Here is a 25694-nt window from a genome sequence, read left to right as displayed (position 1 = left end):
AGATAACCACGCGTCCAGAACGTGGTCCAGGCGCGTCCGGATCGTGGGAGAAGCCTCACCGGGGGCTTGCGCACGCGCTCCGGATGTGGCTGGCGGGTGCCCCCTGCCTGCGGTTTTACGCTCCCGGAGGACGTATTCCCGGCGGCGGTGGCGCGCGGTTGGGAGGACGGCCGGTGCCGCCGCGCTTCGTTCGGCTGCCGAAGTTCCGCCTGGGTGGCGCGGGGCCGTCCCGGGCACCCGGCGCGGAGAGGGACAATGGACATCGTGCCTGTGCGTGACGTCGTTGAGCCCCTCGAGACCGGATTGCCCGAAAACGCCCTGGCCGGGCTGGGGCAACGGCCCTTCGGGGTGTACGTGCACGTGCCCTTCTGCGCCACGCGCTGCGGGTACTGCGACTTCAACACCTACACCGCCGGTGAGCTGGGCTCGGCGGCTTCGCCGCGGTCGTGGCTCGACGGGCTGCGGCGCGAGCTGGAGCTGGCCGCGCGGGTGCTGGGTGAGCCGCCCGCCGCGGAGACGGTGTTCGTGGGCGGGGGCACGCCGTCACTGCTCGGGGCCGACGGGCTGGGCGAGGTGCTCGACGTGGTCCGCGGCGCGTTCGGCCTCGCACCGGGCGCGGAGGTGACGACCGAATCGAACCCGGAGTCGACGTCGCCGGAGTTCTTCGAACGCATCCGCGCGGCGGGGTACACCCGCGTGTCGCTCGGGATGCAGTCGGCGGCGCGGCACGTGCTGCAGGTGCTCGACCGCGTCCACACGCCGGGCCGGCCGGTCGACGCCGCGCGCGAGGCGCGGGCCGCCGGCTTCGAGCACGTGAACCTCGACGTCATCTACGGCACGCCGGGCGAGCGGCCCGAGGACCTGCGGGCCTCGCTCGACGCCGTGCTGTCCGCGGGAGTCGACCACGTGTCGGCGTACGCGCTGATCGTCGAGGAGGGCACCGCGCTCGCCCGCCGGGTGCGCCGCGGCGAACTGCCCGCGCCCGACGACGACGTGCTCGCCACCGACTACGAGGTGATCGACTCCGTGCTCTCGGCCGCCGGGCTGCGCTGGTACGAGGTGTCGAACTGGGCGGCGGACGAGGGGGCGCGCTGCCGCCACAACCTCGGCTACTGGCAGGGCGGCGACTGGTGGGGCGCCGGCCCCGGCGCGCACAGCCACGTCGGCGGCGTGCGCTGGTGGAACGTCAAGCACCCGGCCAAGTACGCGTCGCTGCTCGCCGAGGGCACGAGTCCCGAGGCGGGTCGTGAGGTGCTCACCGACGAAGACCGCCACCTCGAACGAGTGATGCTCGAACTCCGTGTCGCAGAAGGACTTCCGCTCGACGCGCTCGACGCCGCCGGCGTCGCCGAAGCCCGCGCCGCGGCGGCGGAAGGACTGCTGGAGCCGTCCCTTCTGGACAGTCGCGGCCGCGCGGTGCTGACGGACCGCGGGCGCTTGCTCGCAGACGGTGTGGTCCGCCGCCTGGTCGGCTGAATTTCCGCTCAGCGGGCATAAACGGAGCTGATGGTTCGTTGGTCGAAGTATCGACGAACGAGGGAGTCGCTCATGCCGCATGCGGTCAGGTACAGCGAACACGGCGGGATCGACGTCTTGCGGGTCGAGGACGTCCCTCGTCCGGTGCCCGGCCACGGCGAAGTTCTCGTGCAGGTCAGAGCCGCCGGCATCAACCCCGGTGAAGCCGCGATCCGCGAAGGCGCGTTCGCGCAGCAGTGGCCCTCGGCGTTCCCGTCCGGCCAGGGGAGCGACCTCGCCGGCGTCGTCGCCGAGGTGGGCGCGGGCGTCGACGAGATCCAGGTGGGGGACGAGGTCATCGGCTTCGTGCACACCCGGTCCAGCCAGGCCGAGTTCGTGGTCGCCGAGGCGGGGAACCTGACGCCGAAGCCCGCCGACGTGCCGTGGGAGGTCGCGGGCGCGCTGTTCGTCGCCGGCACCACCGCGTACGCCGCGGTGCGCGCGACGCACGTGCGCGAGCCCGACACCCTGGTGGTCTCCGGTGCCGCGGGCGGCGTCGGCTCGCTGGTCGTGCAGCTGGCGAAGCTCACCGGCGCGACCGTCGTCGGCATCGCGAGCGAGGCCAACCACGCGTGGCTGCGTGAGCACGACGTGGTCCCCGTGGCGTACGGCGAGGGGCTCGAGGACCGGATCCGCGAGGTCACCGGCGGCAAGGTCGACGCGTTCATCGACACCTTCGGAAACGGTTACGTGGACCTGGCGTTGCGCCTGGGTGTCTACACGGGACGGATCGACACCGTCATCGACTTCGCCGCCGCGCAGAAGTACAACGTGAAGACCGACGGCAACTCGGCCGCGGCCAGCGCCGACGTCGTCCGCGACCTCGCCGCGCTGGTGGACAAGGGCCTGCTCGAGGTGCCGATCGCCGCGACGTACCCGCTGGCGCTGGTGCAGGACGCCTACCGCGAGCTGGAGCAGCGGCACACGCGCGGCAAGATCGTGCTCACGTCCTGACGAGCGCCTGCAACCCGCCGACGAACAGCGCGAGCGCGAACTCGAAGCGTTCCGTGCTCGTGTTCTCGGTGAAGAACTCCCCGGCGTGCAGCAGGTTCGGGAACGCCCCCGCCGGCAGCGACCGCATGTAGTCCGCCATCTGGCGCCCGCGTTCGGCGACCTCGGCTTCGTCGTAGTCGCCGAACGTCCAGCTGCTCGCCTCGTACGCGTACGCCTTGGCGTACAAGCTCAACGCGTCTCCCGCGTACATCGCCTGCTTCAGGTCGAGGCCGCCCGCGCGCAGGATCTTCAGCATCACTTCGCCCTGCCGCAGCGAGTTCGGCGTAACCGGTACCGGCGTGTGCCACGCGACCTTCGCGATGCCCGGGTACGCGACCATCGCGCGCACCTGCTCGCGCACCTGTTCCTTGACCTGTTCGGTCCAGCGCGCCGGGTCCGGCTCGGGCGCCGGCACGTCGCCGAGCACCGCGTCGAGCATGAGCTCGTCGAGCTCCTCCTTGTTGGCCACGTGCGCGTACAGCGACGCCGGCCCGGTCTCCAGCTGCTGCGCGACCCGCCGCATCGAGACGGCTTCGAAGCCCTCGGTGGCGAGGATGCCCAGCGCCGTCTTCACCACCAGGTCCCGGGACAGCACGGGTTTTTCCGCGCGCCGGCGCGGGTTCGGGGCGCGGCGCCAGGGCGGCGGCGGAACGGTCATGGCGATCAGGGTAGCCGTCGTGCGGCTTGACGCGAACGGTGTTCGCGAGTAGAACGGTGTTCGTTGAGGCGAACGCCGTTCGACAAGGAGTGCAACCCATGACTCGTCAGCAAGAAGTCCTCGCCGTGCTCGGCCGCCTCGCCGACGCCTGGAACAGCGGCGACGCCACCGCGTATGCCGAGCTCTTCACCGAAGACGCCGACTACGTGACGTTCTTCGGGCTGAACCTGCCCGGCCGCGAGCAGATCGAGAGCTCGCACCGCGCGTTGTTCGAGGGGCCGCTGCGCGGGTCGAAGCTGGGCGGTTTCGGCGAAGCGTCGGTGCGGTTCCCGCGTGAAGACGTCGCGATCGTCGTGTCCGGCGGCGGTTCGGCGCTCGACGGGGGCGACGCCGCAGCGCAGGGCCGCGTGAGCACGGTGACGTTCGTGCTGGTCCGCGAGACCGCGGGCTGGTTGGTCACGTCGTTCCAGAACACGCGGGTGAGCGATCCGCGTGCGGCCGCGTGACGAGTACCGCTAGGCGGGGCGGGGGGCGGGCGCGTACGGTGGAGCGAGATTAGGCAAACCTTAGTGAATGGGTGGTGTCCGATGGCCGAAGCTCCGGCGCGCAAGGGGAGGCCGGCCGTGCGCCTGTCGGTTCTGCGCAAGGAGAACCTGACTCCGCACATGATCCGGATCGTGGCCGGTGGCGAGGGTCTGCGTGAGTTCACGCCCAACGACTTCACCGACGCGTACGTGAAGGTGATCTTCAAGGTGCCGGGCGTCGAGTACCCGGAGCCGTTCGACCTGCAACGCATCCGCGCGGAGCTGCCGCGCGAGCAGTGCCCGCGGATGCGTTCGTACACCGTCCGCTCCTACGACGAAGCGGCCGGCGAACTCGTGCTCGACTTCGTGGTCCACGGCGACGAGGGGCTCGCCGGGCCGTGGGCGATGCGCGCCCAGGCCGGCGACGAGCTGCTGGTCTCCGGCCCGGGTGGCGTGTATTCGCCGCGGCCCGACGCGGCGTGGCACCTGCTCGTGGGCGACGAAGCCGCGCTGCCGGCCATCGCGTCGTCGCTGGAGGTCCTGCCGGCCGGGGCCCGCGCCCACGTGTTCCTTCTCGTGTCCGACGCGGCGGAGCAGCAGCCGCTCGTGACGAAGGCCGACGCGCAGATCACCTGGCTGCACCGCTCGGCGGGCGCCGATCTCGCCGCCGAGGTGAAGGCGCTGCCGTGGCCGGGGGCCGGCGTGCACGCGTTCGTCCACGGCGAGGCCGGGTTCGTCCGCGAGCTGCGCCGGTACCTGCTCGGGGAGCGCGGGGTGCCGAAGGAGGCGCTCTCGATCTCCGGGTACTGGCGCGAGGGCAAGAACGACGAGGCGTGGCGCGAGGAGAAGGCGGCCGAACGGGCCGCGGAAAACCGCTAACCTGGCGGCCATGAACGTGGAGACCGACCCGTCTTCGGCGGGGTTCGACGGTGAACGGCTCAAGCGGATCGACCGGCACTTCGATGCCTACGTGGACGACGGGCGGCTGCCCGGTTACCTCGCGGTGGTCAGCAGGCACGGGCGCGTCGTGCACGTCGCCTCCCACGGCGACCGCGACACGGAGTCGGGCGCGCCCGTCGAACACGACACCATCTGGCGCATCTTCTCGATGACGAAGCCGATCACCTCGGTGGCGGCCATGACGTTCGTCGAAGAGGGCCTGATCGACCTCACCGACCCGATTTCCCAGTGGCTGCCCGAGTTCGCGGTGCCGCAGGTCTACGCCAAGGGCTCGGCGCTGCGGCCCGTCACGGAGGCGGCGACCGAGCCGATCCGGCTGTGGCACCTGCTCACGCACACGGCCGGCCTGACCTACGGCTTCCACCACACGCACCCGATCGATGCGATGTACCGCGCGCAGGGCTACGAGTGGGGCACGCCACCGGGTCTGGACCTGGCCGCCTGCAGCCGCGCGTGGGCCGGGTTCCCGCTCGTGTTCCAGCCCGGCAGCGAGTGGAACTACTCCGTCGCCACCGACGTCCTCGGGCGGCTCGTGGAGGTGCTCGCGGGCAAGCCGCTGGACGAGGTCTTCGCGGAACGCATCTTCGGCCCGCTCGGCATGACGGACACCGGCTTCTGGACCAAGGAAACCGACCGCCTGGCCACGCTGTACCTCGCGCACCCGCGCACCAAGCAGCCCGTGCGCAACGACGCCTTCGGCGCCCTCGGCACCGCTCGCCCCGACTGCTTCTCCGGCGGCGGCGGCCTGGTCTCCACCGCGGCCGACTACCACCGCTTCACCCAGATGCTCCTGCGCGGCGGCTCCCTGGACGGCGTGCGGGTGCTCGGGCCGCGGACGGTGGACCTGATGGCCAGCAACCACCTGCCAGGCCACGTGGACCTGGAGGCCTACGGCCGCCCCCTCTTCGCCGAAATGCCCTTCGACGGCTTCGGCTTCGGCCTCGGCTTCTCCGTCCTCGAAGACCCGATCAAGGCGAAAACCCTCTCCAGCCCCGGCGAATTCGCCTGGGGCGGCGCCGCGTCGACGGCGTTCTGGGTGGACCCGGTGGAAGACCTGACGGTCGCGTTCTACACCCAGCTCCTCCCCTCGAGCACCCACCCGATCCGGCAACAACTGCGGCAGCTGGTCTACCAGGCCATCGTCGACTGAGCCGTCTTCCGGCGGTGCGCCTCGGCGATCCGGGCGCACCGCCTTCGGCTCACCAGGAGGCACCGTTCTCGGCGACGGCCGGTTCAGGCGTCGCCGAGGTCGTCGGGTCCAGGTACCGGGCGACGGTGGCACGCAGCTGGTCAGCGTGCCGGTAGAGGTCTTCGACGCCCGCGATGGGGATCTTGGTCTCCGCCTTGTTCTCGTCGAACACCCCGAGGTACTTCTTCGCCCGGTTGAACCACAACCGCGCGATCGGCTTCCGGTTGTTGTCGTCGAGCAGCACCGCGAAATACGTCTGCCCATCCCGCGCGGCGACGCGTTCGGCCGCCACCTGGCCGCAGACGATCGCGCGGATCACCCGGTAGCCTTCGAGCTCTTCTTCGGTCGTGACGATCTTCTGTTCCTCGCTCCCGGCTGGTGCGGGGGAGGCCGTCGTCACCGGCCCGGCCTCCGCCCTGGACGTCGAGCCGATGGAGAACGAGGCGGCACCGTCCGGGCCACCCAGTGCGCTCTTGAGCCGGTCGTTGACCTGCTCGTTGAGGAACTGGCGCATCGCCTTTTCCACGAGCGGGCCGAACTGTTCCCGCACACGTTGGGTGAAAGCGCCGTCATACACGCGCGTCGTCAGGAACCGCACCCATTCGTCCTCGGGCTGCTTGAACTGCGCGGTGAGGATGCGCTTGAGCTGGCCGATGTACTTGAGCTCACCGGCCGCGCTGATGACCGAGTCGAGGTCGAACGACTCCTTGGTCAGTTTCGCCAGTTCGGGCAGCAGGGTTTCGTCGATGTCGGCGAAGTCCAGCACGAGGAACGGCTTGGCGTCCATGCGGTTGGGGGCGTCAAGGTCCGTGTAGAACTCGTACACCTCGCCGTTGGTCAGGATCGCGATTCGCGCGTTGGTGGCCGAGAAGTACCTGAACAGCTGGGACGCGTGTTCGATGCGGAGGGGTTCGTTGACCTTCTTGGCCTCGATGAGGACCTGGACCTGGCCGCTGTGGGCGATCGCGTAGTCGATCTTCTCGCCCTTCTTGATGCCAACGTCCGCGGTGAACTCGGGAATCACCTCGGCGGGGTTGAACACGTCGTACCCGAGGACGGTGCTGATGAACGGCATCACGAAGGCGTTCTTGGTCGCCTCCTCGGTTTCGATGCCGTCTTTGTGCTTGCGGATCTTGAGCGCGAGGGCCTGCGCGCGTTCCGCGATCTCCATGGTGGTGCCGTCCTTGCCTGAAAGCCGATTCGTCAGTGGTGGATCGGCGTTCGATCCAGGTGCGCTACTCGCGAATATTTCCTGCAACCAGGCTGAAATGAACGACGTCGACTGAACCGCTTCGCGGCACGGGTAAAGGGTGACGCGGCCGGGCCCTCCGGTCGCGTCACCCGTGCGGGAAAGGTGGCTTCACTGCGCGAACGTCCACTCCGTGGCACCGTACGGCTCCGCGCCGGCGACGCCCACGGCGCGGCGCAGGGACAGGCGGTAGAGGTGCCACGGGGCGGGGCCCGCGCTGGGGGCGCTGTAGGGCGCCGTGAAGGCGGAGTCGGCGACGGTGGCGGGCCAGCCGCCGGAGCGGTAGACCGCGGCGAGGCGCTCGAGGTCCGCCGGGTCGGTCACGCGGGTCGCCGTGCCTTCGAGGGTGAGGTCGACGCCCTCGAGGCGCACGCCGACCGCGCAGTGCGGGTTGCCGGAGATCAGGCGGGACTTCAGGGTGCCCGGGCCGCTGACGAAGTAGAGCGTGTCGTCCTGCCAGACCGCGCCCACGGCGGCCGTGTGCGGGCGGCCGTCGGCGCGGACCGTGGTGAGGAAGAAGGCCAGGTCGGCCGTGGGGGTGTCGCGGACGAGCAGGTCGAGCGGGCGGCTCCAGGGGAGCTCCGCGTTGCCGTAGTTGTCGAGGTTCTTGGTTCCGGTGAGTTCAGTCATGCCTACGCGTCGAACGAGCCGGCGCGGGATCGACAAGGTCCGCCGAAAGAACACCGCCGGTGCCGGCCACGCCCGCGAATCCAGCGGATCAGACCACTCGTAGGCCGACCGGCTCCCGGCGCAGCATCGGCGGTGCCCCGAGCACCGGAGCACCGCCGAACGCTCACGTCACGAGCTTCCCGACGACCTCACTGCCGTACGCGGCCAGCGTCTCCTCGCGCTGGTCGTGCATCAGGTACAGCGCGAACTGGTCCACACCCAGCGCCGCGAGTTCCTGCAGCCGCGCGACGTGCGCGGAGGCAGGACCCAGCAGGCAGAACCGGTCGACGATCTCGTCGGGCACGAAGTCCGTCGAAGGGTTCCCCGCCCGGCCGTGGTGGCTGTAGTCGTAACCCGTGCGCGCGCTGATGTAGTCGGTGAGCTCGTGGGGCACCGGCCCCGAGTCGCCGTAGCGCGCGACGAGGTCGGCGACGTGGTTGCCGACCATGCCGCCGAACCAGCGCAGCTGTTCCCGCTGGTGCGCCAGGTCCTCGCCGACGTACGCGGGCGCCGCCACGCAGACCGTGATGCCACCCGGATCGCGTCCGGCCTCCCGAGCGGCTTCGCGCACCGAGCCGATCGTCCAGCGCGCGATCGCCGGGTCGGCGCACTGCAGGATGAAGCCGTCGGCGTGCTCGCCCACGGTCTTCAGCGCCTTCGGCCCGTAGCCCGCCATCCACATCTCGAGCCGGCCGCCCCGCACCCACGGGATCCGCACGGTCGTGTCGTTCATCGTGACCTCACGGCCCTCGGCGAGGTCCTTCACCACACGCATGCAGTCGCGCACCGTGGCCAAAGTGGACGGTGGCTTGCCGACGACGCGGTGGGCCGAGTCGCCGCGGCCGATGCCGCACACCGTGCGGTTGCCGTACATGTCGTTGAGCGTGGCGAAGGTCGACGCCATCACCGACCAGTCGCGCGTGTCCGGCGACGTCACCATCGGCCCGACCACCAGCGAGGACGTCTCCGCCAGGATCCGCGAGTAGATCACGAACGGCTCCTGCCACAGCACGCACGAGTCGAACGTCCAGCCGTAGCGGAACCCCCGGTCCTCCGCCGCTTTCATCAACCGCACGACGTCGGACGCCGGCGGATCGGTCTGCAGCACGACCCCGAAATCCACGGCGGCCTCCCTAGCTCAAGTACTGGTTCAGGTCGCGGGACAGGAACGTGCCGTGCCCGGGCGCACCCGTGAACCCGGCCGGCGACACCACGACCCGGCCGCGCGAGAGGACCGTGTGGACCTTCCCCGTCAGCTCGAACCCCTCGTACGCCGAGTAGTCCACGTTCATGTGGTGCGTCTCGGCCGAGAGCGTCTGCTTCGCTGCCGGGTCGTAGACCACGATGTCCGCGTCGGACCCCGCGGCGATCACGCCCTTGCGCGGGTACAGCCCGAACATCCGCGCCGGCGTCGCCGAGCACGTCTCGACCCAGCGGCCCAGCGAGATCTCGCCCGCCACCACGCCCTGGTGCAGCAGGTCCATCCGGTGTTCGACACCCGGCATCCCGTTGGGGATCGCGCGGAAGTCGCCGCGGCCGAGCTCCTTCTGGTCCTTGAAGCAGAACGGGCAGTGGTCCGTAGAAACCACCGACAGGTCGTTGGTCCGCAGCCCGCGCCACAGGTCGGCCTGGTGCGATTTCTCCCGCAGCGGCGGGGAAGCCACGAACTTCGCGCCCTCGAAGCCCGGCCTCGCCAGGTCCTCGATGGACAGGTACAGGTACTGCGGGCACGTCTCCGCGAACACGTTCTGCCCGTCGTTGCGCGCCTCCGCCACGGCCGCGAGCGCCTGCGCCGCCGAGAGGTGCACGATGTAGAGCGGCGCGCCCGTGACCGCGGCGAGCCGGATGGCGCGCGAGGTCGCCTCGCCCTCCAGCTCCGGCGGCCGCGTGAGCCCGTGCTGCAGCGGGTCGATCCGGCCGGCCTCGAACGCCTGGGCGGCCAGCTGGTCGATCGCGATGCCGTTCTCGGCGTGCATCATGATCGTCGCGCCGATCTCGCGGGCCTTCTGCATCGCGAGCAGGATCTCGCCGTCGGTGGAGTAGAACACGCCGGGGTAGGCCATGAACATCTTGAAGCTGCCGACCCCGGCGTCCACGCAGGACTGCATCTCCTTGAGCGTGGAGTCGTTCACGTCCGACACGATCATGTGGAACCCGTAGTCGATCGCGCAGTTCCCGTCGGCCTTACCGTGCCACTTGTCCAGAGTGGACTGCAGCGACGTGCCCTTGGCCTGCACGGCGAAGTCGACGATCGTGGTCGTGCCGCCCCACGCCGCCGCGATCGTGCCGGTCTCGAAGGTGTCCACCGAGTGCGTGCCGCCGAACGGCATCTCCATGTGGGTGTGCGCGTCGATCCCGCCCGGCAGCACGTACTTGCCGGTCGCGTCGATCGTCTCGTCCGCCGGTGGCAGCGCGCCGGGCGCGGCGACGGCGGCGATGCGCTCGCCGTCCACCAGCACGTCGGCCGCCACCGCGCCCGACGGCGAAACGACCTGGCCTCCCTTGATGAGCGTCGTCGACATCAGGCCTCCGCCAGCGGGCCGTAGCTGTCCGGGCGGCGGTCGCGGTAGAACGCCCACAGGTCGCGCACCTCGGCGAGCCGGCCCAGGTCGAGGTCGCGCACCACGATCTCCTCCTCGGTGTCCGAGGCGGCCTCGCCCACGAGCTGACCGCGCGGGTCCACGAAGTACGACTGACCGTAGAAGTCGTTGTCGCCCAGCGGTTCCACGCCGACGCGGTTGATCGTGCCCACGTAGTACTCGTTGGCCACGGCGGCCGCCGGCTGCTCGAGCCGCCACAGGTACTCCGACAGGCCCCGGCTCGTCGCCGACGGGTTGAACACGATCTTCGCGCCCGCCAGGCCCAGCGCGCGCCAGCCTTCGGGGAAGTGGCGCTCGTAGCAGATGTACACGCCGATGCGGCCCACCGCCGTGTCGAACACCGGGTACCCGAGGTTGCCGGGGCGGAAGTAGAACTTCTCCCAGAACCCCTGCACCTGCGGGATGTGGTTCTTGCGGTGCTTGCCCAGGTACTTCCCGTCCGCGTCGATCACCGCCGCGGTGTTGTAGTAGACGCCCGGCTGCTCCTGCTCGTACATCGGCACCACCAGCACCACCCCGTGGCGCTCGGCGACCTCCTGCATGAGCTTCGTGGTGGGCCCGTCGGGGATGCCCTCGGTGTAGGAGTAGTAATCGGCGTCCTGGATCTGGCAGAAGTACGGGCCGTAGAACAGCTCCTGCAGGCAGATGACCTGGGCGCCCTGCGAAGCCGCTTTGCCGATGGCGTCGACGGCGTTCGCGATCATGGACTCCTTGTCACCCGTCCACCGCTGCTGGATCAATCCGGCTCGGACCAGGTCGCTCACTTGTCTCCTCCTTCGTGATGGGCAGGGCGAGCAGCACGGAGACGACGAACGCCGCGGCGAAGCCGATCACCCAGTTGTAGTCGTAGAGCGGTTTGAGGAACGGGATGAGACCGTCCGCGGGGAACGGGCCGCCGTACGCGCCGCCGACGGCGAGCACCGCGCCCACCAGCGTCGCGACGAGGGCGCGCCAGCTCCAGCCGCCGCGGAACCAGTAGCTCCCGTCACGGGTGTAGAGGTCCAGCAGCCGCAGCCGGGTCCGGTTGATCACCCAGTAGCCGGCGACGAGCACCCCGGCGACGGAGCCGAGCAGGCCGCCGTAGAACCCGAGCCACGCGAAGATGTAGATGCTCGGGTCGGAGTAGAGCCGCCACGGCTGGATCGCGATGCCGATGATCCCCGTGATCAGGCCGCCGAGCGCGAACGTGATGCGCTTCGGGAAAGCGTTGGAGAAATCGTAGGACGGGCTCACGACGTTGGCCGCGAGGTTCGCCGAGATCGTCGCCAGCACCAGTGCGACCAGCGCGACGACCACCACGACGGGGCTGGAGAAGCGGTCCGCGAGCTGCGCCGGGTCCCAGATGTCCTCGCCGTAGAGCACGTGGCCGCCCGACGTGGTCAGGATGGCGACGATCGCGATGAACGTCATCGTCGTCGGCAGGCCGAGGATCTGGCCGCGTACCTGCTTGCGCTGGCTGCCGCCGAACCGCGTGAAGTCCGGCATGTTGAGCGAGAGCGTGGACCAGAACGCGATCATCGCCATCAGCGACGGCGCGAACACCTTCCAGAAGTCCGAACCCCAGCCGAGCTTGCCGCCGTCTTCGAGGATCGGGCCGAGGCCGCCCGCCTTCACCAGCACGTAGCCGAGCAGGATGAGGAAGCCGACGGACACGAGCGGCGCCGTCCAGTTCTCGAACTTCCGCACCGCTTCCATGCCGCGCCAGATGATGAGCATCTGCACGATCCAGAACACCCCGAAGCTGAGCCACAGCGTCCAGTGCTGGCCCCAGACCACGGCGGAATCGCGCCAGCCGGAGCCGGCGAGGCGGCCGACGATCACGTAGATGGCCTCGCCGCCCACCCACGTCTGGATGCCGAACCAGCCGCACGCGATGAACGCGCGCAGCAGCGCGGCGAGGTTGGCGCCGCGCAGGCCGTAGAAGGCGCGGGCGAACACCGGGAACGGGATGCCGTACTTCGTGCCGGCGTGGCTGTTGAGGAGCATCGGCACGAGCACGATGAGGTTGCCGATCGTGATCGTGATGAGCGCCTGCACCCAGTTCATGCCGAGCGCGATGAGCGACGCCGCGAGGGCGTAGCTGGGGATGTTGTGCGCCATCCCCATCCAGAGCGCGAAGTAGTTGTACGTGGTCCAGGTTCGCTTCTTCACCGGGACCGGGGCCAGTTCGGCGTTGAAGAACCGGCTGCCCTCCAGAGACCGGACGTCGCCGAGTTCCACCCGGCCGTCGGCGTGCGTACGTGTCGTCGCCTCCATTTCGGAATCGTGCGCGCCGTGCGCGGGCGGGTGGCAGAGGCAGACTGTTCACTCTTCGGACGCCCTCGGCGCAGACTGTCGATTGCGTTCCGCGTCCGGTCCGTGCATGACGTGCGTCACACTACGGTCGTAACAACCGGGCAATCCGGACGTCACATCTCCACAAGATCTCCACAGCTCACCCGGATGGGCTCCACAGCGGTTCCCTAGAGTCAGCGGCATGGACAGAGGGGGACGGCGGGTGCTGGTCGTCGAGGACGACCTCACGATCGCCGCGTCGATCGCCGCCCGGCTGCGCGCGGAGGGGTTCACCGTCGACCTGGCGCACGACGGACCGGCCGCGGTGGAAGCCGACGCCGCGGCGGACCCGGACCTCGTGGTGCTCGACGTGATGCTGCCGGGGTTCGACGGGCTGGAGGTCTGCCGCCGGATCCAGGCGCGCCGGCCGGTCCCGGTGCTGATGCTGACAGCGCGCGCCGACGAGACGGACCTGCTCGTGGGGCTGGGCGTCGGGGCCGACGACTACCTCACCAAGCCGTTTTCCATGCGGGTGCTCAGTGCCCGGGTTTCCGCGCTGCTGCGCCGCGTGGAGCGGTCGGCGCGGGCGGCGGCGCCGGAGCGGATCGTGCTGGGCGACCTGGAGATCGACATCGAGCAGCGGCGCGTGGCGCGCGCCGGCGTCGCCGCGCAGCTGACGCCCATCGAGTTCGACCTGCTGGTGCACTTCGCGCGGCGGCCGCGGGCGGTGCAGCCGCGCGAACGGCTGCTGAGCGAGGTGTGGGACTGGGCCGTGCCGGCTGGCGGGGCGGGGACGCGGGCGGTCGACAGCCACATCAAAGCGTTGCGGCGCAAGCTCGGCGCGGACCTGATCCGCACCGTCCACGGGGTGGGCTACGCACTGGAGGTGCCGGCGTGAAGGTGCTGCTGTCGAAGGTCGTCGACCTGCTGCCGAGACCGCTCGACCCGATCCGGTCGATCAAGCTCAAGCTGGCGATCCTCATGCTGGCCGCGGGCGCGATCGCGTTCCTCTTCTTCTGGGCCCGCATCGGCTGGCTGCCGCCCGCGACGACGGTGACCGCGATGCTCATCGCTCTGGTCACGTCGCAGATCTTGGCGCACGGCATGACGCGGCCGCTGCGCGAGATGACGGCGGCGGCCCGCGCGATGGCGAAGGGTGACTACCCGCGCCGCATCCGCGCCACCGCCCGCGACGAGGTGGGCTCGCTGGCGAACGCGTTCAACCAGATGGCGGCCGACCTCGCCACCGCCGACCAGCAGCGGCGCGAGCTCATCGCGAACGTCTCCCACGAGCTGCGCACGCCCATCACCGCGCTGAACGGCGTGCTCGAGAACCTCGTCGACGGCGTCGCCTCCCCGGACACCGCGACGCTGCGCACGGCCTTGCACCAGACCGAACGGCTCGGCCGCCTGGTCACCGAACTGCTGGACCTGTCCCGGATCGACGCGGGCACGCTGCCACTGGACCTCTCGCGCGTGGACCTCGAAGAACTGCTCGCCGAGGTCGCCGCCGAAGCCGAAGCCATGGCGGCCGCCGCGGGGCGCGGGGTGCGCTTCGACGTGTCGGTGTCGCCGCCGGGCGCGGCCGTGACGGCCGACCGCGAGCGCCTGTACCAGGTCGTGGTGAACCTGCTGGAGAACGCAGCCCGGCACGGCCCTGCCGGCGGTTCGGTGGAGGTCCGCGCGGTCGTCCGGCCCGGCGAGGCGCGGATCGAGGTCCGCGACGAGGGCCCCGGCATTCCCGCCGCCGACCGGGACCGCGTTTTCGAGCGCTTCACCCGCGGCGAACGCGCCGGCGGCGGCGGCACGGGTTTGGGGCTGGCCATCGCGCGCTGGGTGGTCGAACTCCACGGCGGGACGATCGGCGTCGTGGAGCCGGCCGGGGTCGTGGTTCCTGGCGCGACGCCGGGATGCCGGATCCGCGTCACGTTGCCGGCCTGATCGTTTCCACGCTCGGTGGTCTGGAGCGCTTCCAGGCAACGACATTTGCTAACGCGAACACGGAGGACTTTTCTTGAGCGAGGAAATGCCGAGGCCGGCGCACGCGGCGCCGCCGGAGATCAGTTCGGCTGGGGCAGCCGAGGGGGCCGCCCCAGCGGACGAACCGGCAGCCGGCGAGCCTGCTGGCACCGTGCGCGCGGCCGACGGGGAGCGCGGCGTGGCGGAAGTGTCAGACGGGTCGGAGGGGACCGAACGTGCGGCCGCGCCGGAGGCCGAGGAGCCGCTGGGTGCCGAGCGCGCCACGGCGGCCGGCGGTGCATTGCGGGCGGGCGAGCGCACGGCTGCGGGGGAGCCCGGCGAGGCGGTCGGGCAGCAGCAGTCCGGGGTGGCCGTGGCGGCGCCGCCCGAGGAGGGGTTCACGCCGGTGCTGCTGAGGCCGGTGCCGAAGTCGGCGCTCGTGCCGATGGCGGCGGGGGTCCTGCCGGCCGCGGGGGTGGCCGGGGTGGCGGCCGCGGCGCTGGTGCCGCTCGACCGGCCGGGGATCGGGTGGGTGCTCGCGGGGCTGGTGGTGGCGGCGGTGCTCGTCCTGGTGGATCGGAGAGCGCGGACGCCCGAAACTCCGAAGCGGGGAAAGGCGACGGTCGCGTGGGCGGTGCTCGCGGTCCTGCTGCTGGGGGTCGGCGCGGTGCGGACGTCGGAGTGGTTGTTCGTGCTGTGCGTGGTGGCCGCGGGGGTGGCCGGATCCTTGGCGGTGGTGGGGCCGCGCACCGTCAACTCCGCGTTCTACGACGCCCTCGCCGTGCCGATCGAAGCGGTCCGGGCGGTGCCGTGGGTCGCGCGGGGGCTGAGAGGGAGGGGGACGGGGCGCGGACGGGTGCTCGGCGCAGTCCTGGCGGCGGGGGCGGTGCTCGTGGTGTTCGTGCCGTTGCTGACGAGCGCCGACGAGACCTTCGCGCACTTCGTCGGAGAGCTCGTGCCCGATCTGCGGCTGGATTCGGCCGTGCGGTGGGGATTCCTGTTCTGCACCGGGCTGTTCGGCACGGCCGGCGCGTTCTACCTCCTGGCCGGGCCGCCGCACCGCGCCGGGGAAACAACCGCGAAGCCGACCAAGGACAGTCTGGTGTGGACGGTCCCGCTCGTGACCTTGGTCGTGCTCTTCGCCGTGTACCTGCTCGTACGGGTCGTCGAGTTGTTCGGCGGCACCAGTTACGTGCTGCACACCGGCGGCCTCACCTCGGCCGAATACGCCCGCGGCGGTTTCTGGCAGCTGTGCGCGTGCACGGTCCTCACGCTCGGCATCGTCATGGCCGCCCTGCGCTGGGCGCCCCGGGCGACGCCGCGAGACCGCCTGCGGCAACGGATCCTGCTGGGTGCGCTCGCGGCGCTGAGCCTGGTCCTCGTCCTGTCCGCACTCAGTCGCATGTGGACTTACCAGGAGGCCTACGGCTTCACCGTGCTGCGCCTGCTCGTGGAGGTCTGCGAGATCTGGCTCGGCTGTGTGTTCCTGCTCGTCGGCGCCGCGCTGCTCACGCTGCGCTCGGCGTGGCTGCCGCGCGCCGCGATCGGGACGGCGGTCGCGGCGGTGCTGGCGCTGGCCGTCGCGAATCCGGAGGCGCTCATCGCCGGCGCGAACATCGATCGCGCGGAGCAGGGCAAGCCGCTCGACGTGCGGTACCTGCGGGGGTTCTCCGCCGACGTCGTGCCGGTGGTCGTCGAGCGCCTGCCGAACGCCGAGTGCGTGGCGGGACCGATCGTGCTGCGCCTGGACGACGACGACCTGGTCGACGGCGCCGGCTGGCCCGGCTGGAACCTCAGCCGGGCCCGGGCCCTCGACGCGCGAATCCCGCCCGCGCCCTGTGGTTAGAAGCCGAACACACCCGCGGTCTGGGCGTCGGCGGCGCACTTGTTCGCGAACGTCGCGTGGAACGTGACCGGCTGGCCGTGCCACGTGCCGAACGCCGCGACGTCGACGGGCGAGTAGATCATCGTGCAGCGCTGCAGCCGGGGCTTGATCCGCGAGATGTCGCCGTCGACGCCCGTGAGCGTCGCGCAGGCTTCGCCGGCCTTCGGGTGGGTGCCGCCGGCGGGGTCGCAGGTGAGCGAAACGGCGCTGATGCGGCCCGTCGTCTCGTGCATGGTCAGCTGGAGCGCCGACGCGGGCGCCGGGGCCGAAACCCCGCTGAGGCCGAGCACGGCCGCCGCGATCGGAGCGAAGGAAGAAAACACCATACATCGGCTATCGGCAGCCGGAACCTGATCACTGTGTTCCTCGTCCGGGTGAGCTTTCCTCCCCCGGAAGAGTGGGGTCACCGGTGAGGTCGTGAGCGAGGAGTGCGACGTAGAGCGAGAGCATCGACTCCGGGTCTTCCAGCCGCACCCCGAGCACCTGCTCGATGCGCGCGAGCTGCTGGTAGTACGCCGTGCGCGACGTGTGGGCCGCGACGGCGGCCGCCGACTTGTTGCCGCCGTGCGCGCAGTAGTGCCGCAGCGCCTGCACCAGGCGGCTGCCCGTGGCGGCGTCGCGCTGCAGCAGCGGTCCCAGCTCGCGCGCGGCGAACGCCGTCACGCGCTCGTCGCCCTCGAGCAGGTGCAGCAGCCCCCGCAACCGGACGTCTCGCAGCCGGTGCAGCGGACGCTCGTTGCCGTCACCGCCTTCGCTCAGCGCCGCCGCGGCCACCTGTCCGGCCTCGACCAGCGTCCGGCGGGCCTCCGCGGGCCCGGTGACCGTCGTGCCCACCGCGATCACGCCGGGCGCGCTGGCCCGCGCCTCGTGGATGTCGGCGGCCAACCGCGACAGCACCGCGTCGATGTGCGCTTCCGGCGACAGCGCGAGCAGCGCCCGCACGCCCGTTTCGTCCGCCGCCACGAGCGCCGACACCTTGGCCCGCCGCGCGGCGAGCACCGTCGCCTCGGCCAGCTCCCGCAGCAGCGGCGGGGTCGACAGCGACGGCCGCGTCGACGCCGCGACCCGCGGCCGCACCGCGAGCCCGACCAGCCGCCGCCCTGGCAGCGGCACAGCCAGCGCCGACGCCCGCGCGAGCAGCTCCGCCGACGGCGCCGGCGAGGCCAGCAGCTCGGTGAGCACCGCTCGGTGCGCCTGCCGTTCCAGCGTGTCGGTGTCCCGCGTGACCAGCCGGTACACGGCCAGCGCCGACGCCGCGCGCTCGGCCACCACCCGGTAGCGGTGCGGCGGTGGCTCCGCGCAGACCAGCACGAGCCGGCCCCAGTCGTGGCCGCGCGCGCCGACCACGGTCACGAGCCAGCCGGCGCCCGCGTGGTAGCCCGTCCGTTCGCCCAGCTGCACCACCCGCGACCGCGCCGGCCAGCCGGTGAGCAGTTCGCCGGGATCGGTGCCCGCCGCGTCGTAGGCGAGCACCTCGTGGGCCAGCGTCTCGAGCACCACCGGCTGGTCCGTCAGCCGCGTGACCTCGCCGAGCACCACCCCGGGCTCCGCGCTCGCGACCGTGAGCGCGGTGAACGTCTCGTGCACGCGTTCGGCCGCGCGCAGCTCGGCGACCTGCGCGTCGACGATCAGCCCGTTCACGGCCTCGGTCACGGCGACGTACCGCGTCTCGCGCGAGAGTGTGATGAGCGGCAGGCCGCGCTCTTCGGCCGTCTCGACCAGCGTCTTCGGCAGCCGGTCGTGCCAGTGCCGCACGAGCTCCACGACCACGCCGGCCACGCCCACGTCGGCGAGGTCGGCGACGTAGCGGGCGAGGGACGGCCCGTCGTCCGGCAGCGCGACGCCGGTCGTGAGCACCAGTTCGCCGCCGCGCAGCAGGTGGGCGATGTCGGCGACCTCGGCGACGTGCGCCCAGCGCACCGGCCGGTCGAGCCCCGTGCTGCCCGCCACGACGTGCGGCCGGCCCTGGCGCAGCACCGGCAGCGCGAGTACGTCGGAGACGGTCGGGTACATCCGGTCTCGGCCCTCCTTCCGCACCGGCAGGCACAGACTGTACGGCCGCGCGCGGGAGTCCGTACACGTTGCCGATGGCGTCCGCGTGGCGCCCGCCCGGAGACTCGGGTGGACACCGACCCGAGAGAAGGAGCCGACGTCGTGACCGACCGCATCAGCCATTGGATCGACGGCAAGCCGTTCACCGGCGCGGCCGGGCGCACCGGCGACGTGTACGACCCGGCGACCGGCGAGGTCCGGGCGAAGGTGGACTTCGCGGGACCGGCCGAGGTCGACCTGGCGGTGGCCGCGGCCGCGGCGGCGCTGCCCGGGTGGCGCGGCACGTCGCTGGCCGGGCGCACGCGCGTGCTGTTCGCCTTCCGCGAGCTGCTCGCCGCCCGCAAGCACGACCTCGCCAAGATCATCACGAGCGAGCACGGCAAGGTCGAGTCCGACGCGGCGGGCGAGGTGGCGCGGGCGATCGAGAACGTCGAGTACGCGTGCGGCGCCGCGCAGCTGCTCAAGGGCGGCTTCACCGAGAACGCGTCCACCGGTGTCGACGTGTACTCGATCGCGCAGCCGCTGGGCGTCGTCGGCGTGATCTCGCCGTTCAACTTCCCCGCGATGGTGCCGCTGTGGTTCGTGCCCAACGCGCTGGCGTGCGGCAACACCGTGGTGCTCAAGCCGAGTGAAAAAGACCCGTCGGCGGCGCTGTTCATCGCCGAGCTGCTGGCCGAGGCCGGGCTGCCGGCCGGCGCCTTCAACGTCCTGCACGGTGACAAGGCCGCGGTCGACGGGCTGCTGGAGCACCACGACGTCAAGGCGATCTCCTTCGTCGGCTCCACGCCGATCGCGCGCTACGTCTACGAGACCGGCACGAGCCACGGCAAGCGGGTGCAGGCGCTCGGCGGCGCGAAGAACCACATGGTCGTGCTGCCCGACGCCGACCTCGACCTCGCGGCCGACGCCGCCGTGTCGGCCGGCTTCGGGTCGGCGGGGGAGCGGTGCATGGCCGTGTCGGTGGTCGTCGCCGTCGACCCGATCGGCGACGAGCTCGTCGCGAAGATCACCGAGCGGATGGAGCGCTTGCGCGTGGGGGACGGGCGCGATCCGGAATCGGAGATGGGCCCGTTGGTGACCAAGGCGCACCACGGCCGCGTTTCGTCCTATGTGGACGCCGGGGTCGGCGAAGGCGCCGAACTCGTCGTGGACGGGCGAGGGATCGAGGTCGACGGCGCCGAGGGCGGCTTCTGGCTCGGCCCGACGCTGTTCGACCGGGTGCGGCCCGAGATGTCGGTCTACACCGACGAGATCTTCGGTCCCGTCCTGTCCGTCGCGCGGGCGGCGAGCTTCGACGACGCGCTGAACCTGGTCAACGCCAACCCGTACGGCAACGGCACCGCGGTCTTCACCGGCGACGGCGGCGCCGCGCGGCGCTTCCAGAACGAGGTGGAGGTGGGCATGGTCGGCGTCAACGTGCCCATCCCCGTGCCGGTCGGCTACTACTCGTTCGGCGGCTGGAAGGACTCGCTGTTCGGCGACACGCACGCGTACGGGCCCGAGGGCTTCCACTTCTTCACGCGCACCAAGGTCGTCACGTCGCGCTGGCCCGACACCTCACACGCCGGGGTGAACCTCGGGTTCCCGAAGAACACCTGACCTCCTCGTCCGGGGAAACTCCGAGGGGGTGCTTCCCCGGACGAGGTTGCGGGGGCCGGGCGGACCCGCCTAAAGTGAACTGTACGTTCAGTTCACTTTGAGGAGGATGGCATGTCCGCACAGCCCGCGCAGGCGTCGGGGACGTTCACCATCGGCGGTGACCTGCCCGTGGTGCGGCTCGGTTTCGGCGCGATGCAGCTGCCCGGCCCCGGTGTGTGGGGCGAGTCGCGTGACCCGGAGGGTGCGGTGCGCGTGCTGCGCCGGGCCGTCGAGCTCGGGATCACGCTCATCGACACCGCCGACGCGTACGGCCCGTTCGTGGCCGACCTGCTCATCCGCGAGGCCCTGCACCCCTACGCCGACGACCTCGTGATCGCGACGAAGGCCGGCTTCACGCGGCAGGGACCGAACCAGTGGATCCCCGTCGGCCGGCCCGAGTACCTGCGCCAGCAGGTGGAGCTGAGCCTGCGCCACCTCGGCCTCGAGCGCATCGACCTGCTGCAGCTGCACCGCATCGATCCGAAGGTGCCCGTCGCCGAGCAGGTCGGGGAGCTCGCCGCACTGCAGACGGAGGGCAAGATCCGGCACATCGGCCTGTCGGAGGTCTCGATCGACCAGCTCCGCGAGGCGCAGCAGACGGCGACGATCGTCTCGGTGCAGAACCGCTTCAACCTCGCCGACCGCCACTCCGAGGCGCTGCTCGACCACGTGACGGCCGAGGGCATCGCGTTCATCCCGTGGTTCCCGCTGGCCACCGGTTCGCTCGCGGGTGCGGACAGCCCGCTGGCGAAGCTCTCGGCCGAGCACGGCGCGTCGCCTTCGCAGCTCGCGCTGGCCTGGCTGCTCAAGCGCTCGCCGGTGATGCTGCCGATCCCCGGCACCTCCAGCGTCGCGCACCTGGAGGACAACACCGCGGCGGCCGAGCTCGAGCTGAGCGACGACGAGTTCGCGGCGCTGAGCGCGGTGGCGCGATGAGCGTCTGGTTCGTCACCGGCGCGTCGCGCGGCTTCGGGCTCGAGGTCGTGCGGGCGGCGCTGGAGCGCGGCGACCAGGTGGTGGCGACCGCGCGCCGGGCGGCCGCCGTGGAGAAGGAGTTCCCCGGTCATCCGGACGTGCTCGCGGTGGCACTGGACGTCACCGACGAGGCACAGGCGGCCGCCGCCGTCGGGGCGGCGCTGGACCGGTTCGGGCGCATCGACGTGCTGGTGAACAACGCCGGGCGCGGACTGCTGGGCGCGGTGGAGGAGGCGTCGGACGAGGCCGTGCGCGCGGTGTTCGACGCGAACGTGTTCGGGCTGCTCGCCGTGACGCGCGCCGTGCTGCCGGTGCTGCGGCGTCAGCGGGCGGGGCACGTGGTGAACCTCAGCTCCGTCGGCGGCTTCACGACCGGGCCGGGCTGGGGCGTGTACGGCGCGACGAAGTTCGCCGTCGAGGCGCTTTCCGAGGCGCTGCACGCGGAACTGGCGCCGCTCGGCGTGCGCGTGACGGTGGTGGAGCCGGGGTTGTTCCGCACGGACTTCCTCGACTCGTCGAGCCTGCACCGCGCGGACAGCGAGATCGCCGACTACGCGACCACGGCCGGCGCCACCCGGGCCGGGGCGGCGACCCGCAACCACGAGCAGCCGGGCGACCCGCGCAAGGCCGCGCAGGCGATCGTCTCGGTCGTCGCGTCCGACGAGCCGCCGCTGCGAATCCAGCTCGGCGCCGACTCGGTCGCCCGCGTGGAGGCGAAGCTGGACTTCGTGCGCGACGAGCTTTCGCGGTGGCGCGCGCTGTCGGTGTCGACGGACCATGCCTGAACTGCCCTTGAAGCCGCGCAGCGCGCGCGCCCACGAAACCGCCTTGGCGGCGGCGCGCGCCCTGCTGGCCGAGGGCGGCCTCCCCGCCGCGACGGTCGACGCGATCAGCGCTCGCTCGGGCGTCAGCAAAGCCACGCTGTACAAGCACTGGCCCAGCCGCACCGCGCTGGCGGCCGAGGCGTTCGGCCGGGAGATGGCGGACGCGATCCCGTTGCCCGACACCGGCGACCCGCGCGCCGACGTGGTGGAGCAGGTCCGCCGCGTGAGCGCGTTCTACGCCGGCCCCACCGGCACGGTGTTCGCGCAACTGCTGGCCGCCTGCGTCACCGACCCGGAAGCCGCCGCGTACTTCCGCCGCTACTTCCTGGACGGCCGCCGCGCCGCGATTTCCGTGCTGTGGCAACGGTTGGTCGCCGCCGGCCTGTCCTCAGTGGACACGGACACCGCGACGGACCTCTTGTTCGGCCCCTTGATCTTCCGCCGCCTGACCGGCCACGCGCCCCTCACCGCCACCGAGGCCGACGCGATCTCGTCGGCGGCGTTGGAGGGGTTGCTCAAGCGGGGATGACGTTGACGATGGTGCGGCCGTTGGGGGTGAGGTAGACGGTGTTGTCCTGTTCGGCCTGGAATTTGGCGCGCATGTCGCTGTAGACGGTGTAGGTGCGGCCGTTGAAGCGCGCGTAGTAGTGCGGGTTTTGGCCCTGGCTCATCTGTGCGTAGAGCAGGATCGGGTAGCGGTCGGGCAGGGGGCGGTGTCGTTCGGCGTCGTGGGTGTAGCCGGTGAACCAGGTCAGCGTGCCGCGGCGCAGGACGAGCAGCCGGAAGACGCAGAACCAGATGAGCAGGGCCATGATGACGATGACCGGGGCCGCGAGGATGAAGCCCCAGCCTTGGGAGTACCCCGGGATGATCCGCGAGGACCCAGATCCCGATGGCCAGGAGCGCGGCTGCGAACCAGAAGTTGAAGTCGAGGATCTTCCAGCGCTGCGACGGGTGGAGCCGCCCGCTGCGGTTGACGCGGGCGACTTCCTCGGGGTCGGTTTTCATGCAGGTACCACGTTGACGATGGTGCGGCCGTTGGGCGTGAGGTAGATCGTGTTCTCCTGCTCCGGCCGGAACTTGGCGTGCATGTCGCTGAAGATCGCGAACCGCTTGCCGTTGAAGCGCACGTAGTAGTGCGGATTGTTGCCTTGGCTCATCACGGTGTAGAGCAGCACCGGGTATTGGTCGGGCAGCGGCCGGTGTCGATCGATGTCGTGGGTGTACCCGGTGAACGAGGTCAGCGTTCCCCGGCGCAGCACGTGCAGCCGGAACACGCAGAACCAGATCAGCAACGCCATGATCACGATGACCGGGGCCGCGAGGATGAAGCCCGAGCCTTGCGAGTAGCCCGGGATGATCGTCAGGACCCAGATCCCGAGAGCGAGAAGCACGACCGAGAACCAGAAGTAGAAGTTGAGGATCTTCCCCCGCTGCGAAGGATGAAGCCGCCCGCTGCGGTTGACGCGGGCGACTTCCTCGGCGTCGGCTTTCACTCCGGCTTTTCCCCGCCGCCCTCGGACGCCGTTTCGCCCTCGCCCCTGCCGCCTTCGGCCTCGGCTTCCTTGCGCTCGTCCTCGTACGCCTCGTTCGCTTCCTTGCTGCGATCGAACTGTTCGTTCTCCTGGCGACGCCCTTCGGTGACGACGCCCGCGGTGTCGCCTCGCGACCACGCGGGAGGCTCGCCGCCGGACTTCTTCCACTCGTCGGACTTGAAGAAGCTGCGACCGTCTTCGGACCACGTCTCACCGGCCTTGTTGACGTGTTCCCCGAGGTTCGGCTTCGCACCCTCGGTCCAGCGGTCGGCCTTCGCGGCGACGCCTTCGTCCACGTGGGATTTGCCGGCTGCGCGGGCGGCGTCTTTGAGTTCGTTGCCCTTCTTCTCGGCGGCTGCGGCGACGTCGACGCTCTTGTTGGTGATCTTGTCGGCCGTGGTGCCGAGCTTCTTGAGCGCGTTGGTGGCGTCCTCGATGGCGGCGCGCGACTTGCCGGCGCTCTGGATCAGCTTCTCGAGCTTCTCCACGACCTGAGCGATGCGGCCGCTGATCTTCTCGGCGAGGATACCGCCCTCGACGACGGTGTCGGCGATGAACGCCGCGACCGTGCCGCCGAAGGTGCACCAGGACGCGGCCAGCGCGGCGACGGCCTTGATGATCAGCTCGCCCACGAACGACGAGATCATGTCGCGGATCAGGCCGCGCTCGGTACCGACCAGTGCGGCAGCCACGTTCATGCCGATCGACGCGGCGTGGGCCTGGCCAGAGGCACCGTGCAGCGTCGCGGCGTAGCCCTTGGCCATGTCCTGGTACGCCTGGCCGCCCTGGCCCTGGAAGTCGGGGGCGACCTTGGCCGCCGCCTGCTCGTACTGGCCGGCGCTCTCCTCCAGCTGCTTCGAGACGTTGTCCCAGGTCTGAGCCTTGGCCGTGACCGCCTCCGGGTTGCCCGCGAGCTTGTCGAGGCCTTCCTTGAGGAAGCTGATGTGCTCGATCAGCCAGCCGACGCCCGCGCTGGCCAGCGAGCCCAGCGGGTCCATCACCACGCCGAGCAGGTCCAGCCCGACCGTCACCCCGTCGGCGGCGAGGTTCAGCCAGTCGCCGTTGCGGCCGTCGGTGATCCCCGAGGCGATGTCGTTGAGGATGCCCGCACCGGAGGTCTGTGCGTTGAGGTTGTTCATCTCGTTGCTCGACGAGCCCATGTTCGTCGTAAGGCCGCTGGGCGACTCCGAGCGGGCGACGAGCGGGTTCTCCTGCGTCTCGGTCATGCCGGCAGCTCCCCGCGCGTCGAGTTGAGGTTGGTCGACGCGTTCTGCTGGTGACTGTCGTACGCGTCGTGGGCGTTCTGGAGTTTGTCGGCGATCCCGTCGGCCGTGTCGGCGACGTGGTTGATGAAGATCGACGCGATGCCCGTCCAGATCTCCATCGCCGCGCCGAACGGCGCGCCGACGATCCCGAACGCGTCGTCGCCCATCGCCTGGCCGTCGACGGTCGCCTGTGCGGCCGTGTGCACCCCCGCGGCGATGTCCTGTACCTCACCCTTGTGTGCTTGCAGTGCCGGAAGGTGGACCTGCAGGTCGCCTGCCATCAGTTACGCCTCCCCAGGATCGAGCCGCCGTTGTAGTAGTCGTCGTCGTCCGAGGGGTCCGCCGGGGGCCGTTGGGGGCGGGACGGGCGCGTGGGCGGCGGCGCCGGGTGACGCATCCCACTGGCGGGCGGGGCCGGGGGAGCCGGCGGGCGCGGCGGCGGAGGCGCGTCGTCCTCGCGGTTGAAGAACTGTCGCGGTTCCGGAGCCGGGGGTTGTTGTTCCTCGGGAACTTCCGGGGTGGGGATCTGTTCTTCGAGAAAATGCATTGCGTCGCTGTTCTCGCCGATGACCGGAGCCATGATCGATTTCAGCTGTTGGGCCGCCTGGGCCTGGGCGCGGTGCGCCGTGGCGACCACGGCGGCGGCCAGGGCGCTGCGCGAGATCTCCTCGGCGCGCGGGCCGAAGCTGACCTGCTGCAGAGCTCCGCTCGTGTTCACGGTCACGGTGACGGCGCCGTCACTGCTCGTCGCCGTGGCGGCGACGTGCTTGAGGCGCTCCTGGGCCTCGGCGGCCCGGCGTCCGATTTCGGCGATTTCGGGTGCGCGCGCGTTATTGTCCACAATTGCCCTCGAGTTGTCCGTTCCCACCACGTAGTCTCTGAGGCAGCAAACCGGCAATCGGTTCCCCGGGCAAGCCAGGAAATTAATTG

Annotated in this window: 26 protein-coding genes; 12 read left to right on the top strand and 14 right to left on the bottom strand. The window is 70.9% G+C overall.

The features are described from left to right. Nucleotides 1–255 precede the first annotated feature (255 nt). Together hemW and ACIA77_RS24935 are read left to right on the top strand one after the other, a co-directional pair. Nucleotides 256–1476: a radical SAM family heme chaperone HemW gene (gene hemW / locus ACIA77_RS24940; RefSeq protein WP_395888371.1), complete on the top strand. Its 1221-nt coding sequence runs from the start codon at nucleotides 256–258 to the stop codon at nucleotides 1474–1476. 72 nt (nucleotides 1477–1548) lie between these two features. Next, nucleotides 1549–2469: an NADP-dependent oxidoreductase gene (locus ACIA77_RS24935; protein ID WP_395888370.1), complete on the top strand. Its 921-nt coding sequence runs from the start codon at nucleotides 1549–1551 to the stop codon at nucleotides 2467–2469. Here the strand turns inward: ACIA77_RS24935 and ACIA77_RS24930 are convergent. After that, entirely contained in the window at nucleotides 2459–3166 is a 708-nt protein-coding gene (locus ACIA77_RS24930; RefSeq protein WP_395888369.1) for a TetR/AcrR family transcriptional regulator, read from the bottom strand. The two genes, ACIA77_RS24935 and ACIA77_RS24930, sit on opposite strands and share 11 nt — an antisense overlap. Nucleotides 3167–3264: 98 nt before the next feature. On the opposite strand from ACIA77_RS24930, the gene ACIA77_RS24925 reads away from it, so the two are divergent. The 3 genes from ACIA77_RS24925 to ACIA77_RS24915 all read left to right on the top strand — a co-directional run bounded on the left by ACIA77_RS24925 (nucleotide 3265) and on the right by ACIA77_RS24915 (nucleotide 5800). Then, nucleotides 3265–3672 carry an SgcJ/EcaC family oxidoreductase gene (locus ACIA77_RS24925; RefSeq protein ID WP_395888368.1) on the top strand — a complete coding sequence of 136 codons (408 nt, stop codon included), beginning with the start codon at nucleotides 3265–3267 and terminating at the stop codon, nucleotides 3670–3672. 81 nt (nucleotides 3673–3753) lie between these two features. Then, on the top strand, nucleotides 3754–4569 hold the full coding sequence (locus ACIA77_RS24920; protein WP_395888367.1) for a siderophore-interacting protein: 816 nt from the start codon (nucleotides 3754–3756) through the stop codon (nucleotides 4567–4569). 10 nt (nucleotides 4570–4579) lie between these two features. Beyond that, nucleotides 4580–5800, top strand: a complete 1221-nt coding sequence (locus ACIA77_RS24915) for a serine hydrolase domain-containing protein (RefSeq protein ID WP_395888366.1) — start codon at nucleotides 4580–4582, stop codon at nucleotides 5798–5800. A gap of 49 nt (nucleotides 5801–5849) precedes the next feature. On the opposite strand, the gene ACIA77_RS24910 is transcribed toward ACIA77_RS24915, so the two are convergent. The 6 genes from ACIA77_RS24910 to ACIA77_RS24885 all read right to left on the bottom strand — a co-directional run bounded on the left by ACIA77_RS24910 (nucleotide 5850) and on the right by ACIA77_RS24885 (nucleotide 12613). After that, a complete protein-coding gene (locus tag ACIA77_RS24910; RefSeq protein WP_395888365.1) occupies nucleotides 5850–7010 on the bottom strand; it encodes a type I restriction endonuclease in 1161 nt (386 codons plus the stop codon). Nucleotides 7011–7199: 189 nt separating this feature from the next. Then, nucleotides 7200–7718 carry a pyridoxamine 5'-phosphate oxidase family protein gene (locus tag ACIA77_RS24905; RefSeq protein WP_395888364.1) on the bottom strand — a complete coding sequence of 173 codons (519 nt, stop codon included), beginning with the start codon at nucleotides 7716–7718 and terminating at the stop codon, nucleotides 7200–7202. Nucleotides 7719–7881: 163 nt separating this feature from the next. Next, nucleotides 7882–8880 carry a TIGR03842 family LLM class F420-dependent oxidoreductase gene (locus ACIA77_RS24900; RefSeq protein ID WP_395888363.1) on the bottom strand — a complete coding sequence of 333 codons (999 nt, stop codon included), beginning with the start codon at nucleotides 8878–8880 and terminating at the stop codon, nucleotides 7882–7884. Between the two features lie 10 nt (nucleotides 8881–8890). Further along, nucleotides 8891–10279 carry a dihydropyrimidinase gene (hydA, locus tag ACIA77_RS24895; RefSeq protein ID WP_395888362.1) on the bottom strand — a complete coding sequence of 463 codons (1389 nt, stop codon included), beginning with the start codon at nucleotides 10277–10279 and terminating at the stop codon, nucleotides 8891–8893. Continuing rightward, the gene (locus ACIA77_RS24890; protein WP_395888361.1) at nucleotides 10279–11121 is read right to left on the bottom strand and encodes a nitrilase-related carbon-nitrogen hydrolase; all 843 of its coding nucleotides are present in this window, start codon (nucleotides 11119–11121) and stop codon (nucleotides 10279–10281) included. The genes hydA and ACIA77_RS24890 overlap by 1 nt, the downstream gene beginning before the upstream one ends. Next, a complete protein-coding gene (locus ACIA77_RS24885) occupies nucleotides 11072–12613 on the bottom strand; it encodes an NCS1 family nucleobase:cation symporter-1 (protein ID WP_395888360.1) in 1542 nt (513 codons plus the stop codon). The genes ACIA77_RS24890 and ACIA77_RS24885 overlap by 50 nt, the downstream gene beginning before the upstream one ends. 220 nt (nucleotides 12614–12833) lie before the next feature. Here ACIA77_RS24885 and ACIA77_RS24880 point away from each other — a divergent pair, with 220 nt between their 5' ends. The 3 genes from ACIA77_RS24880 to ACIA77_RS24870 all read left to right on the top strand — a co-directional run bounded on the left by ACIA77_RS24880 (nucleotide 12834) and on the right by ACIA77_RS24870 (nucleotide 16436). Beyond that, on the top strand, nucleotides 12834–13529 hold the full coding sequence (locus tag ACIA77_RS24880) for a response regulator transcription factor (RefSeq protein WP_395888359.1): 696 nt from the start codon (nucleotides 12834–12836) through the stop codon (nucleotides 13527–13529). Beyond that, nucleotides 13526–14572: an ATP-binding protein gene (locus tag ACIA77_RS24875; RefSeq protein WP_395888358.1), complete on the top strand. Its 1047-nt coding sequence runs from the start codon at nucleotides 13526–13528 to the stop codon at nucleotides 14570–14572. Before ACIA77_RS24880 ends, ACIA77_RS24875 begins: the two co-directional genes overlap by 4 nt. 217 nt (nucleotides 14573–14789) lie before the next feature. Next, on the top strand, nucleotides 14790–16436 hold the full coding sequence (locus tag ACIA77_RS24870) for a DUF4153 domain-containing protein (RefSeq protein ID WP_395888357.1): 1647 nt from the start codon (nucleotides 14790–14792) through the stop codon (nucleotides 16434–16436). Here the strand turns inward: ACIA77_RS24870 and ACIA77_RS24865 are convergent. Beyond that, nucleotides 16433–16801 carry an SSI family serine proteinase inhibitor gene (locus ACIA77_RS24865; protein ID WP_395888356.1) on the bottom strand — a complete coding sequence of 123 codons (369 nt, stop codon included), beginning with the start codon at nucleotides 16799–16801 and terminating at the stop codon, nucleotides 16433–16435. The two genes, ACIA77_RS24870 and ACIA77_RS24865, sit on opposite strands and share 4 nt — an antisense overlap. 28 nt (nucleotides 16802–16829) lie before the next feature. Beyond that, on the bottom strand, nucleotides 16830–18488 hold the full coding sequence (locus ACIA77_RS24860) for a PucR family transcriptional regulator (RefSeq protein WP_395888355.1): 1659 nt from the start codon (nucleotides 18486–18488) through the stop codon (nucleotides 16830–16832). Between the two features lie 141 nt (nucleotides 18489–18629). Here ACIA77_RS24860 and ACIA77_RS24855 point away from each other — a divergent pair, with 141 nt between their 5' ends. The 4 genes from ACIA77_RS24855 to ACIA77_RS24840 all read left to right on the top strand — a co-directional run bounded on the left by ACIA77_RS24855 (nucleotide 18630) and on the right by ACIA77_RS24840 (nucleotide 22493). Continuing rightward, nucleotides 18630–20126: a CoA-acylating methylmalonate-semialdehyde dehydrogenase gene (locus ACIA77_RS24855; RefSeq protein ID WP_395888354.1), complete on the top strand. Its 1497-nt coding sequence runs from the start codon at nucleotides 18630–18632 to the stop codon at nucleotides 20124–20126. 111 nt (nucleotides 20127–20237) lie between these two features. Next, complete coding sequence (locus ACIA77_RS24850) at nucleotides 20238–21101, top strand: aldo/keto reductase (RefSeq protein WP_395888353.1); 864 nt, start codon at nucleotides 20238–20240, stop codon at nucleotides 21099–21101. Continuing rightward, entirely contained in the window at nucleotides 21098–21925 is an 828-nt protein-coding gene (locus ACIA77_RS24845; RefSeq protein WP_395888352.1) for an oxidoreductase, read from the top strand. The genes ACIA77_RS24850 and ACIA77_RS24845 overlap by 4 nt, the downstream gene beginning before the upstream one ends. Then, nucleotides 21918–22493, top strand: coding sequence for a TetR/AcrR family transcriptional regulator (locus tag ACIA77_RS24840; protein ID WP_395888351.1), 576 nt, complete (start codon nucleotides 21918–21920; stop codon nucleotides 22491–22493). The genes ACIA77_RS24845 and ACIA77_RS24840 overlap by 8 nt, the downstream gene beginning before the upstream one ends. On the opposite strand, the gene ACIA77_RS24835 is transcribed toward ACIA77_RS24840, so the two are convergent. The 5 genes from ACIA77_RS24835 to ACIA77_RS24815 form a co-directional block, all read right to left on the bottom strand. Then, nucleotides 22480–22776, bottom strand: coding sequence for a hypothetical protein (locus tag ACIA77_RS24835; protein ID WP_395888350.1), 297 nt, complete (start codon nucleotides 22774–22776; stop codon nucleotides 22480–22482). The two genes, ACIA77_RS24840 and ACIA77_RS24835, sit on opposite strands and share 14 nt — an antisense overlap. Before the next feature lie 192 nt (nucleotides 22777–22968). Further along, on the bottom strand, nucleotides 22969–23460 hold the full coding sequence (locus ACIA77_RS24830) for a hypothetical protein (RefSeq protein ID WP_395888349.1): 492 nt from the start codon (nucleotides 23458–23460) through the stop codon (nucleotides 22969–22971). Then, nucleotides 23457–24725 carry a WXG100 family type VII secretion target gene (locus ACIA77_RS24825; RefSeq protein ID WP_395888348.1) on the bottom strand — a complete coding sequence of 423 codons (1269 nt, stop codon included), beginning with the start codon at nucleotides 24723–24725 and terminating at the stop codon, nucleotides 23457–23459. The genes ACIA77_RS24830 and ACIA77_RS24825 overlap by 4 nt, the downstream gene beginning before the upstream one ends. Further along, the gene (locus ACIA77_RS24820; protein WP_395888347.1) at nucleotides 24722–25045 is read right to left on the bottom strand and encodes a type VII secretion target; all 324 of its coding nucleotides are present in this window, start codon (nucleotides 25043–25045) and stop codon (nucleotides 24722–24724) included. The genes ACIA77_RS24825 and ACIA77_RS24820 overlap by 4 nt, the downstream gene beginning before the upstream one ends. Continuing rightward, entirely contained in the window at nucleotides 25045–25632 is a 588-nt protein-coding gene (locus ACIA77_RS24815; RefSeq protein WP_395888346.1) for a YbaB/EbfC family nucleoid-associated protein, read from the bottom strand. The genes ACIA77_RS24820 and ACIA77_RS24815 overlap by 1 nt, the downstream gene beginning before the upstream one ends. Nucleotides 25633–25694 lie beyond the last annotated feature (62 nt).

Source organism: Amycolatopsis sp. NPDC051903, from assembly GCF_044452505.1.
Classification (GTDB): domain Bacteria; phylum Actinomycetota; class Actinomycetes; order Mycobacteriales; family Pseudonocardiaceae; genus Amycolatopsis.
Note: the sequence above shows the minus strand (reverse complement) of the source record. Positions and strands in the feature narration are given on the sequence as shown.